This window comes from Ideonella azotifigens (assembly GCF_006519715.1).
GTDB lineage: Bacteria > Pseudomonadota > Gammaproteobacteria > Burkholderiales > Burkholderiaceae_C > Ideonella > Ideonella azotifigens.
On record NZ_VIDT01000113.1, the window covers coordinates 1 to 11,487 of the forward strand.

Annotated in this window: 11 protein-coding genes; 4 read left to right on the plus strand and 7 right to left on the minus strand. The window is 68.7% G+C overall.

Going from position 1 to position 11,487, the window contains the following annotated elements:
- Nucleotides 1-72: 72 nt before the first annotated feature.
- Entirely contained in the window at nt 73-642 is a 570-nt protein-coding gene (locus FKP22_RS09840; protein ID WP_141287317.1) for an MOSC domain-containing protein, read from the plus strand.
- Between the two features lie 247 nt (nt 643-889).
- On the plus strand, nt 890-3,799 hold the full coding sequence (locus FKP22_RS09845) for a ligand-binding sensor domain-containing diguanylate cyclase (RefSeq protein ID WP_170200832.1): 2,910 nt from the start codon (nt 890-892) through the stop codon (nt 3,797-3,799).
- Here the strand turns inward: FKP22_RS09845 and FKP22_RS09850 are convergent.
- Nucleotides 3,781-4,884: an alkene reductase gene (locus tag FKP22_RS09850; RefSeq protein WP_141287319.1), complete on the minus strand. Its 1,104-nt coding sequence runs from the start codon at nt 4,882-4,884 to the stop codon at nt 3,781-3,783. The two genes, FKP22_RS09845 and FKP22_RS09850, sit on opposite strands and share 19 nt — an antisense overlap.
- Before the next feature lie 59 nt (nt 4,885-4,943).
- Here FKP22_RS09850 and FKP22_RS09855 point away from each other — a divergent pair, with 59 nt between their 5' ends.
- Both FKP22_RS09855 and FKP22_RS09860 read left to right on the plus strand, forming a co-directional pair.
- Complete coding sequence (locus FKP22_RS09855; protein WP_141287320.1) at nt 4,944-5,831, plus strand: 23S rRNA (adenine(2030)-N(6))-methyltransferase RlmJ; 888 nt, start codon at nt 4,944-4,946, stop codon at nt 5,829-5,831.
- Between the two features lie 83 nt (nt 5,832-5,914).
- Entirely contained in the window at nt 5,915-8,416 is a 2,502-nt protein-coding gene (locus FKP22_RS09860; RefSeq protein ID WP_141287321.1) for a S9 family peptidase, read from the plus strand.
- A gap of 16 nt (nt 8,417-8,432) precedes the next feature.
- Here FKP22_RS09860 and FKP22_RS09865 read toward each other — a convergent pair whose 3' ends face one another.
- The 6 genes from FKP22_RS09865 to FKP22_RS31920 all read right to left on the minus strand — a co-directional run.
- Complete coding sequence (locus tag FKP22_RS09865; protein WP_141287322.1) at nt 8,433-9,233, minus strand: hypothetical protein; 801 nt, start codon at nt 9,231-9,233, stop codon at nt 8,433-8,435.
- Nucleotides 9,234-9,435: 202 nt separating this feature from the next.
- Nucleotides 9,436-9,795, minus strand: a complete 360-nt coding sequence (locus FKP22_RS09870) for a hypothetical protein (protein WP_141287323.1) — start codon at nt 9,793-9,795, stop codon at nt 9,436-9,438.
- A 78-nt stretch (nt 9,796-9,873) separates the two neighbouring features.
- Complete coding sequence (locus FKP22_RS09875) at nt 9,874-10,248, minus strand: hypothetical protein (protein WP_141287324.1); 375 nt, start codon at nt 10,246-10,248, stop codon at nt 9,874-9,876.
- A gap of 2 nt (nt 10,249-10,250) precedes the next feature.
- Nucleotides 10,251-10,634 (minus strand): roadblock/LC7 domain-containing protein, encoded by a 384-nt coding sequence (locus FKP22_RS09880; RefSeq protein WP_170200833.1) that lies wholly within the window; start codon nt 10,632-10,634, stop codon nt 10,251-10,253.
- On the minus strand, nt 10,631-11,176 hold the full coding sequence (locus FKP22_RS09885) for a GTP-binding protein (protein WP_141287326.1): 546 nt from the start codon (nt 11,174-11,176) through the stop codon (nt 10,631-10,633). The genes FKP22_RS09880 and FKP22_RS09885 overlap by 4 nt, the downstream gene beginning before the upstream one ends.
- A gap of 13 nt (nt 11,177-11,189) precedes the next feature.
- The coding region (locus FKP22_RS31920; RefSeq protein WP_211361357.1) for a hypothetical protein at nt 11,190-11,487 on the minus strand (298 nt) is incomplete at its 5' end.

Consider the following 11,487-nt stretch of genomic DNA (forward strand, 5'->3'; position numbering starts at 1 on the left):
GGGCGGGTAGGCGGGGCCGCTTGGGGCGGCCCGGCGCTGGCCCCGCTCCCCATCCCCGGCGAAAATGGCGCCATGAAGATCCTCAGCGTCAACGTGGCCCGCGCCCAGCGGGTGCAGATCAACGGCCGCGAGGTCATGACCGCCATTGGCAAGCGCCCTTGCAGCGGCCCTGTGATGATCCATCCGCTGGGGCTGGAAGGCGATGAGCAGGCGGACCCCACGGTGCACGGCGGCATTCAAAAGGCCGTCTACGCCTACCCCAGCGAACACCTGCCGTTCTGGCGCACCGTGCGCGCCCAGGCCCGCGCCGGCGCCTGGGACGAAGACGTGCCGCCCGGCCTCGTCGGCGAGAACCTCACGCTGCAAGGCGTGACGGAACGTGAGCTGTGGATCGGCGACCGCCTGTGCCTGCCCAGCGGCGCGGTGCTGGTCGTCAGCGAACCCCGCCGACCCTGCTTCAAGTTCAATGCCGCGATGGGCTTCAACCAGGCCTCGAAGCTGATGGTGCAGTCCGGCTACTGCGGCAGCTACCTGGCGGTGCTGGTGCCGGGCGAGGTGCAGGCGGGCGATGAGTTCACGCTGGAACCCGGCGCCCGCGAGCTCGGTCTGACCGAGTGGTTCCGCGCCAAGATGGCCCGCTGACCCGTTGGGGCCCCTTGCCAGTGCCCAATGCCCGGGTGAATGGCGGGTCGCAGGCCCGTTTCTTCGCGTTTGTTGCCGTGATGCGCGGCGCTACGCTCCCGGTGGGATGACACGATCTTCCATGAGGGGCAGCAGGCCCGGCCACAGTCTGAAATTGTTGAGCGCACTGACCCGCTGGCCGCTGGCGTGGCGGTGCCTGTGCGCAGTGCTCGCCAGTTGGCTGGCGGGGATGGCAGGGCCCGCAGCCATGGCGCAGGCCCTGCCGCTGCAGTACATGCAGTCGGCGTCCGGCCTGGACAATCTCGTGGTCACCGCCCTGGCACAAGACGACAAAGGCCGACTCTGGATCGGCACCGAGAACGGTCTGTACCTGCATGACGGTTCGCGCATTGCGCGCGCCGACCCTGAAGCGCTGCCACTGGCAGATCGGCAGATCACAAAGCTCATGCCGGCAACCAGGGGCGGGCTCTGGGTGGGCACCGCGGAGGCCCTGTGGCTGCGCCAGGACGGGCGGTTCACCGAGGTCACGGATCAAGGCCGGCCGCTGCCAGTCGGCCTGGGGCAGACATTGGCGCTCACCGCCACGGGCGACCTGCTGGTGCTCTCCAGGGGGCGGGTCAAGCTGGTGCGGGCTGCAATGGTTGCCAGCGCAGCCACCACGCCAGCGCCCGTGAGTCTTCAAGCCGAACCTGCGCTGCCATCCGAGGTGGAAGCCGAGCTGACGAACCTGGGGCTGCAGTCCATCCTGATGGGCCGCGAAGGCACCTTGTGGATGGGTTGTGGCGAGGCCCTGTGCCAATGGCAGCAGGGCCGGCTGGCGCAATGGAAGGCGAAGCAGGGTCTGCCGCCGACGCTCTGGTCCAGCCTGCTGCAGGCGCGCGACGGCAGCATCTGGGCACGCTCGCGCGCCCGCATCATGCGGCTGCCGCCGGGCGGGCAGCATTTCGAAGCCCTCACGCCTGCGGAACTGAGCCTGGGCACCGTGCATCCGCAAATGCCCATGGCGGAAGACGGCCTTGGCCGCATCCTGACCTTGGAAGACGGCGGCCTGCTGCGCTGGGATGGCAGCCGCTGGGAGCGCTTTGGCCGCAGCAACGGCCTGGAAGTCGCCGGCGGCGTGCACGCCATCCTGGTCGACCGCGACCGTGAGGTCTGGCTCGGCACGGCCGGTCGCGGCCTGGCGCGCTGGTCAGGCTACGACCACTGGTCGAACTGGACCATGGGCCAGGGCCTGCCAGACGCAGAAGTCTGGCGCTTCATGCGCGACAGCAGCGGCCGATTCTGGTTGGGCACAGGCTCAGGCCTTGCACAGACCTCAGGGGGCGCAGGGACCGGGGTCCGTCTGCAGATGCATCCGATCGCCGGCACCGCCCACCAGGTTGGCAGCGTGGTGGAAGACGAGCAGCACCAGCTGTGGATGGCGACGTTCAAGGGCGAGGTGCTGCGGCGCGACGAACGCAGCGGCCAATGGCGCCGCGTCGTGGCGGGCCTGCCGGTGATCTACCAGTTGCTGCCTCGCCCGGATGGCACGCTGTGGGCGGCCACCCACGGCGGCCTGTACGAGATTCGGCGCGACCACGCAGGCCAGGCGGTGGCCCGGCGGATCGAGGCTGAACGCTCAGTGCTGGGGGGAGATGCCGCCATTTCCAACATGTGTCACGACGAAGCGGGCCGCCTCTGGCTGGCGACCAGCGCAGGCCTGTTGCTGCAACTGCCCGGCCAAGGCTTCACAAGGCCCCGGGTGCACGGCCTGCCCAGCGAAGCCACGGCCGTCTGGCCCCTGGCCTGCGGAAGGCACCAGCGCGTGTACTTCGCCACCCGTGACGGCGGCCTGTGGCGCATGGCGCCGGATGCCACAGGCGACTGGTACGCGGAGCGCGTGCGTGCCCAGGCGCTGGGTAGGCGCAACATCCAGAGCCTGCTGGAGGATCGCCGTGGCTGGCTGTGGGTGGCCACCGATGGGGGCTTGCTGGTCACCGACGGCGAACGCTGGCGCCGCTTCGATCCATCCGAGGGGCTGGTCTGGGGGGATTGCAACCAGAACGCACTCTATGAAGACCAGGACGGTGACATCTGGGTGGGCACCAGCCAGGGTGCCAGCAGGATTTCGCAACCCGAGGAGTTGCTGGCTCCGGCCAATCTGGCGCTTCACATCGCCAGCGTCCGGCGCGCCCAGGAAACGCCAGACCCTGCCCTGCCCTGGCAGGCGAACTGGTCGGAGCTGCCACTGGCGATCCACTGGCGGGTGCCCGTCTTTGCCAACCGGGAAGGCTTGCGCGTGTGGTACCGGTTGCGTGGGCAAAGCGACGAGTGGGCGGTCACCTCGAACCAGGAGGTGAGCTTTGCGGCCCTTCCCGAAGGCGAATACAGCTTCGAGGCCTGGGCAGAAAACCTGGACCTGGGCCAGCGCTCGGCCACGGTCAGCTTTTCATTTCAGATCCTGCCACCCTGGTGGCGCAGCCAGTGGGCTCGCCTGGGCTATGCGGCTTTGATGGCATGCCTGGTCATGGCGGCGCACCGATGGCGCGTGCGCCGCCTGATGCACCGGCAGACCGAGCTGGAGCGGCTGGTGCGCGAACGAACGCAGGCGCTGGAGGCCTCCCATGAGCAGATGCGTCAACAGGCACTCACCGACGGACTGACCGGCGCGCTCAACCGGCGAGCCATCATGGCCACGGCCGAGCGGGAACTGGCCAGGGCCAGGCGAAGCGGGCCGCCGGTGATGCTGGTGCTGCTTGACATCGACCACTTCAAGCGCGTGAACGACCGCCATGGCCACCCAGCAGGCGATGCCGTGCTGCAAGCCGTCGTGACCTGCCTGCAGGCCGACATCCGGGAGTACGACGCCCTGGGCCGCTACGGCGGCGAAGAGTTCCTGCTGGTGCTGCCCGGCCTGTCCTGTGCCACTGCGGCCGGCCGGCAGCGCGTCGAGCACTTGTGCTGCCTGGTGGCGCAGCACCCGTTCGCGCTGGAGGACGGCACGCAACTGACCGTGACTTGCAGCATGGGCGCGGTCGACAGCACGCAGGCAGAGGGCTCTGCCGAGCTCAAGCCTTTGATCGACCTGGCCGACCAAGCCCTCTACCGTGCCAAGCAGCAAGGGCGCAATCGTGTGGTGTTCGTGAGCGCCGCGGAAGCTCAGCCCAGGCTCGGATAGTCCGTGTAGCCCTCCGGCCCGCTGCCGCCATAAAGGCGCTTCATGTCCGGCACGGCCAGTTCGGCGTTCTTTTCGAGGCGGTACGTCAGGTCCGGGTTGGCAATCGCAGGCTTGCCGAAGGCGATCAGGTCGGCCTTGCCGGTTTCGATGGCATCCATGGCCATTGCGCGGTCGTAGCCGTTGTTGACCATCCAGGCGCCGGGGAAGAGTTTCTTCAGCGCCGGGAAGTCGAAGGTGATGCCCTCGTCGCTGAGGTCGCGCGGACCGCCGGTGGCGCCTTCGACCACGTGCACGTAGGCCAGGCCGAGCCTGGCCAGGCCCTTGACGACGTATTCGAACAGCGCCTGCGGATTGCTGTCCTGGCCGATGTCGTTGGCCGGGGTGATGGGCGACAGGCGGATGCCGGTGCGGCCAGCGCCGATTTCTTCGACGATGACGGTGGCCACTTCCAGCGTCAGCCGGGCGCGGTTTTCCATCGAGCCGCCGTAGGCATCGGTCCGGTCGTTGCAGCTGTCGCGCAGGAACTGTTCGAGCAGGTAGCCGTTGGCGGCGTGGATCTCGACGCCATCGAAGCCGGCCTCGATCGCGTTGCGAGCGGCCTTGCGGTAGTCCTCGATCGTCTCGGCGATCTCGGGCAGCGTCAGCGCACGCGGGGCGGACACCGGTGCGAAACCTTCGGCAGTGTAGGTCTTGGTGTTGGCCGCCTTCTCGGTCGACGAGACCGGCTGCGCGCCCTCGGGCAGCAGCGAGGTGTGCGAGATGCGGCCCACGTGCCAGAGCTGGATCACGATCTTGCCGCCTTCGGCGTGCACCGCGTCCGTCACCTTCTTCCAGCCTGCCACCTGCTCGGGGCTGTAGATGCCCGGCGTGTCCAGGTAGCCCTGGCCCATCGGGCTGATCTGGCTGGCCTCGGTGATGATCAGGCCCATGCCGGTGGCCGGCTTGGCGCGCTGGCGGTAGTACTCGACCATCAGGTCATTGGGCACGCGGCCGGCGCTGGCGCGGTTGCGGGTCAGCGGCGCCATCACGACGCGGTTTTCCAGTGCGATCTGGCCGACTTGAAGAGGGGAGAAGAGGTTGCTCATGCCGCAAGCCTAGTCGGCCCGGTACAGTCCGGTGTTGACCTGAGAGAAAGACCCCCGAGATGCTGGCCTATCGACACGCCTTCCATGCAGGCAACCACGCCGATGTGCTAAAGCACCTGGTGCTGGTCCAGGTGTTGCGCTACATGGCGGAAAAAGACAAGCCTTACCGTTATGTCGACACCCACGCCGGCGCTGGCGGCTACCTGCTCAAAGGCCAGCAGGCGCAGAAGACGGCAGAGTACCGCGAGGGCATCAACCGCCTGTGGAGCCGGCCCGACCTGCCGCCGCTGGTGGCCGACTACGTGCGGCTGGTGCAGGAGTTCAACCTGCAGCCCGGCGAGGATGGCGTGCAGCCGGTGCTGGAAAAAGGCATGACGCCGCCGCTGGCGCTCTACCCCGGCTCGCCGTCCATCGCCCGCCAGCTGCTGCGCCGCACCGACCAGATGCGCATGTTCGAGCTGCATCCGACCGACGCGCGCACGCTGGCCGCCCACTTCGGCGGCAACAAGCATGTGCAGATCTTCAACGAGGACGGCTTTGCCGGCCTCAAGGGCCAGGTGCCGCCGAACCCGCGCCGCGGCCTGGTGCTGATGGACCCTTCCTACGAGCTGGTGGGCGACTACGGCAAGGTCATTGCCGCGCTGCGCGAGGCGGTGGTGCGCTTTGCCGAAGGCGTCTACATGGTCTGGTATCCGCAGGTCAGCCGGGTCGAATCGGCGCAGCTGCCCAAGCGGCTGATGGCGCTGTCGCCCAAGGGCTGGCTGCATGTGCGGCTGACGGTGAGCCAGCCAGGGGAGCGCGGCTTCGGCCTGACCGGCTCGGGCATGTTCATCATCAACCCGCCGTGGACGCTGCACGCTCAGCTCAAGGAAGTGATGCCTTTCCTGGTCGAGACGCTGGCCCAGTTCGACGGCGCGAGCTACGTGATCGAAGAACAGCCGGCGTGAGCGCCAAGCCCAAGAATCCCCTGTGGCCACGTTCAACCGACGTGGCCACTTTTCCATCCGCATCCCACAAGGAGCTTGTGTTCGTGTCTGTTTCGCTTGCCCGTCTCCTGGCGGCCGCGCTGAGCGTGGCCGTGCTGCCCGCTGCGCTGGCTGCATCCGCTGCGCCCTCCGGCTACAGCCAGCCGCCGAAGAACATCCTCGACGTGCTGCACGCCCCGTCGCCGCCGGTGCCCTTCGTGAGCCCGACGCGCCAGGCCATGCTGCTGGTTTCGTGGACCGAGTACCCGGCGATGTCGCGCGTGGCCACGCCCTTCCTGAAGCTGGCCGGCGCACGGGTCGAGATCGCCAACCACAGCAAGCACGACACCCCCGGCGGCTACGGCATCGCGCCCTGCGCGCAGGCCATCAGCCTCGTTCGCCTGCCCGATGGCGCGAGTACGCCGCTGGCGCTGCCCGTTGGCGCATGTCCCGGCGAGCCGGTGTGGGCGGCCGACGGCCAGCACTTTGCGTTTGCCAACACCACGCATGACGCGGTGGAGCTGTGGGTGGGCAATGCCGCCACCGGCGCGCTGCGCCGCATGCCCGGCGTGCGCCTGAACCCGATGCTGGACAACGGCCTGCAGTGGCTGCCGGACCAGAAGACGCTGCTGGTACCGACCGTGCCGGCCGGCTTGGGCGCGCCGCCGCCCGAACCCGTGGTACCCAGCGGCCCGAGCATCCAGCAGACCACCGGCGCACAGGGCGAGAGCAGCACCTACGAAAACCGCGACACGCTGAACAGCCCGCACGATGAGGACTTGTTCGACTACTACGCCAGCTCGCAGGTCACGCTGGTCAACACCGCCAGCGGCAGCGTCGTGCTGGTCGGCAAGCCGGCCAACCACGAATCGCTGGACGCCGCGCCCGACGGCCGGCATGTGCTGGTGACGCGCATCCACAAGCCGTATTCCTACGTGACGACCCACGAGCGCTTCCCGCGCGAGGTCGAGGTCTGGGACATCGCCAACCCGGCCAAGGTCGGCATCGCCAAGATCGCCTCCATCCCGCTGACCGACCGGGTGCCGGTGGCCGGCGTGCCAGTCGGCCCGCGCGAGTTCTCGTGGCGCCAGACCGAGCCGGCCACGCTGGTCTGGGCCGAGGCGCTGGACGGCGGCGACTGGAAGGTCGACGCGCCGCAGCGCGACAAGGTGATGCTGCTGAAAGCGCCGTTCACCGCCGCGCCGACCGAGGTCGTGCGGCTGGCGCAGCGCTACGTGGGCGTGCTGTGGGGCGAACGGGCCGACACCGCGGTGATCGACGAGTTCGACGAGAACCGCCACTGGCGGCGCGGCCTGCGGGTCAACTTCGACCAGGCCAAGCCTGAGGCCAAGGTGGTGTGGGACCTCTCCAGCGACGAGAAATACGCCAACCCCGGCCGCCCGGTGTTCCGCCGGCTGGCCAGTGGCGCGCTGGTGATGCGCCAGGACGGCGATGCGATCTTCCTGTCCGGCCTGGGCTCGTCACCCGACGGCGACCGGCCCTTCCTCGACAGGCTGGACCTGAACACGCTGCAGAGCCAGCGCCTGTTCCGCAGCGACAAGACCGCCTTCGAGCGCTTCCTGGCCTTCACCGGCCCGGACAACACGCACTTCCTGACCTGGCATCAGACGCCGGCCAGCCCGCCCAACGCCTTGCTGCGCACGCTGGGCGCGACTGTGGACGCGGCCACGGGCGAAGCGAAGTTCGCCACCAGCGCCGCCGCCATCACCCACCTGCCGGACCCGACGCCCGAGGTGCGGGCAATCCAGAAGCGGCTCGTGAAGTACAAGCGCGCCGACGGGCTGGACCTGTCGTTCACGCTCTACACGCCGCCCGGCTACGTCGAAGGCACGCGCGTGCCGACCATCCTCTACGCCTACCCGCTGGACTATGCCGACCCGGCCAAGGCTGGCCAGGTGACAGGCTCGCAGGCCACCTTCACGCGGCTGCGCCAGTACCGGCTGCTGCTGCTGGCCGGCTACGCGATCATCGACAACGCCTCGTTCCCCATCGTCGGCGACCCCAAGCGCGCGTACGACAGCTACATGGACCAGCTGGTGGCCGATGCCAAGGCCGCGGTCGACGAAGCCGTGCGCCTGGGCGTGGCCGACCCCGAACGCGTGGGCGTGACCGGCCACAGCCACGGCGCGCTGATGACGGTGAACCTGCTGGCGCACTCGGACCTGTTCCGCGCCGGCGTGGCCACCAGCGGCTCGTACAACAAGACCCTGACGCCGTTCGGCTTCCAGAGCGAACGCCGCTCGGTGTGGGACGCGCCGGACGTGTACATGAAGGTCTCGCCGTTCTTCTATGCCGACAAGCTCAAGACCCCGGTGCTGATCGTGCACGGCGCGGACGATGCCAACCCCGGCACCACACCGCTGCAGGCCAGCAAGCTCTACGAGGCCTTGCGCGGCAACGGCGGCACCGCCAGGCTGGTGATGCTGCCGCACGAGCCGCACTGGTACGCGGCAATGGAGTCGAACGAGCAGCTGATCGCCGAAATGGTCAGCTGGTTCGACCAGTACGTGAAGAACGCGCCGCCACACAAGCTGGCGGCGAAGTGAAGGACTGAAGGCCGGGTCAGTTGAGGCGCAGCATCGAGCGCAGCTGGCCCACCAGCCCGGGCGCAGCGGGCGCGCTGGCCGGCCGCGCGGGCGTTTCCTCGTCGAAACCGGACGGCAACTCGGATGGCAGCTCGGACGGCAGTTCCGACGGGAACTGCGTGTCCAGGATGCCTTCGGAGGCCATGTCCTCCAGGAAGGCCGAGCACTCGTCTTCGGCCACATTGCTCAGGCGGGACAGCTCGAACACGCTGAGGCTGCGCGTGGTCAGCAGGCTGGCCAACCGGGGCAGGTAGCGGTGCGTGGCCAGGCTGGTGGCACTGGGCCAGCGGTTGAGCCGGAAGATCACCGCGGCATCGGTCGGATCCGACGCCAAGGACCGCATCGCAGCGGTGGCAGGCAAGGGCCTGGGTTCTGGCTGCGGCTCGGGCCGCGGCAACGGTTGGGTCAGGCTGGCATCGGCGATCAAATGGCCCGGGTCGGCCACCACGTCGGCGAACCCGGCGTCTTCCTGCCGCTCGATGCCCACCAGCAGCGCCAGCACCTGGTCCAGCTGCAGCGGGCGGGCCAGCGCATAGCGGCTGCCGGCCGGCACGCCGGCCTGCATCTCGCCCAGCCAGACGATGGTGACCGGCATCGCCAGCACCGGCAGCGGCTCGCCCAGCGGCTGCAGCAACAGGTCGGCCTCGCCCAGCGTGCCGAGCGACCATGCGTCGCGTGTGCTGTGCAGCGAGAAACTCAGGAAGATCTGCAGGGCCGAGAGGTCCACCTCGGTCAATCCGTGGCAGGCCACGACCCTGGTTCGGCGATTCGCGTTCATGCGCCCTCTTGTTGGGGGACGCTCATGCCGCGCGGGGCCTTGCCCCTTGCCCGGCTGGGCGTCAATTTGCAGATGATGATGGCAGACAGCATGCAAACGCCGCGTCCCATGGATGTGTCAGTTGTCATCAATGGAAAGGGTAAAACACGCCACGGGCGCGGCGGGTGTGACGTATTCACGTAGGCCAGCACCCGCGGCCGGGTCAGAACACCAGGTTCTTGTCCACGTCCTGCAGCTTGCGGCGGGCCAGCGCCAGGTTGGAGCGGGCCTTGTCCAGCACGAAGTAGATGAACACGCCTTCCTTGCGGGCCGAGGGGCGGATCAGGTGGTACTGCTTGCCCAGCGTGATCAGGATGTCCTCGATCACGTCGTTCAGGCCCAGCTGTCGCATGGCCTTCATCTTCGCGCGCACCACCTCGGTATTGGCCGCCGCGGCGATTTCCAGGTCCAGGCCGCTGCCGGCCGAGCCCAGCATCATGCCGCTGTCGGTGTCGACGACGGCCGCGCACAGCGCGCCGTCGACGGCGAGGAGTTCATCCAGGGATTGTTTGATCGAGGCCATGGCAGTACTACCTTTCGGAGGTGAAAAATGCCCTCGGCACCCGCCGCTGGCACAGGGAAGAACCGACGCGCTGCCGCGTCAGATCAGGTCTTCGATCTCGAGCGCGAGCTTGCGCACGCGCCGCTGCCAGCCGCGCCAGTCCACCGCCTGGTGCTCGGCGCGGCAGACCATCAGCAGCTCGGTTTCATGCCGGCAGGGCAGCACCGCGAGCACGCCATGCTGGTGGTACATCACCGCCGCGCCCAGCTCGCCCAGCACCTCGAAGTGCCCACGCTGGCGGCCATAGAGCCGCCAGTAGTCGATGGCGGCCTCCCACAGGGTTTCGTCACCCGCGGACTCGGGGCCGCAGCGGTGCCAGACCAGGCCGCTGGTGGCATCGACCAGCGCACAGGCGACCACGCCTTCGGTGCTGTCCAGCATGCGCTGCAGGTGTTCGGCAATCCGGTGGGGCATCTTCAGAGTTCCAGCTCGCGGGCGGCCGCGTTGACCACGTGCATCGCCATGCCCAGCAAGGCCTGGCGCGTGGTCATTACATTGATGACCACGGCCGTGCCGCGGTACTGCGCGGAGCGCACCAGCAAAAAGCCGCGGCTGGCGTCCACGACCACGCACTGCGGCTCGCCAAGGTCCGAGGTCTGGCTGACCACCTGGCTGATGGCGGCGATGGCGCTGGTCATTGCGGCAAGCTGCGGCGTGTCGCGCGGCTCGCCTGCGCTGGCCAGCGCAAAGCCGTCGGCCGTGGCCAGCAGCACCGCGCGGGCGCCGTCGATGCGGGCCAGCAACTCGTCAGCCACCGTCTGGGCGCGCAGGCGCAGGGTCTCGTCCACTTCGGGGTTCATGATTGCGTGTCCTGCCATTGGCGGGCTTCCAGCTGCGCCAGCGCGGTGTCGACGAGCAGCAGCACGTCTTCGCGCTGCCGCACGTCCACCGCCAGCAGCGGAAAGACCCAGCCCAGTTGTTCGAGTTCATCGGCCAGCGCGTCCAGCGAGGGCTCGGGATGGGTGTCCAGCCGGCCCACGCCGATCACGCAAGGCGTGTCGCGCAGCAGTTCGCCAAAAGCCTGCAGGTACAGCCGCAGGTCGGCCCGCGGGTCGGCGCGCGAGTTGTCCAGCAGCAGCACCAGGCCCATCGCGTTGCGCGCCAGGATGCGCCACATGAAGGCAAAGCGCTCCTGCCCCGGCGTGCCGAACAGGCGCACCCGTTCGTCGCCAGCCAGCTTCACCTCGCCGTAGTCCATGCCGACGGTGGTGTGCGTCTTGGCCAGGCTGGCGTCGGAGTTGCGCACGTCGGTGACGATGGGCGGAATGTCGCTCAAGGCGGCGATGGCGGTGGTCTTGCCGGCGCCGGGCGGGCCGGTGAAGACGAGCTTGGGTTCTGTCATCTGGTGGCCTTGTTCACGACAGGCCCAGGCGGCTGCGCAGCCGCTGCATCAGCCCGCCCAGCGCGGTTTCGCGAGGGGCAGCCTGGGGTGGGCGTTCGGGCACGGTGTCGGCGCCGAAGTCGGATGGCGGCAAGGTCGAAGGCGGCAAGGTGGACGCATGCGTGGCAGGTGGTGGCGCCGGCGGCAGCACCAGCCCCGGGCTACCAATGCGCTGCTCCAGGATGCCTTGCGCGGCCATGTCGTCCAGGAAGGCCTGGCACTCCTGGGCACTCACGTTGCTCAGCGCCGCCAGCTCCAGCACGCTGAGGTGG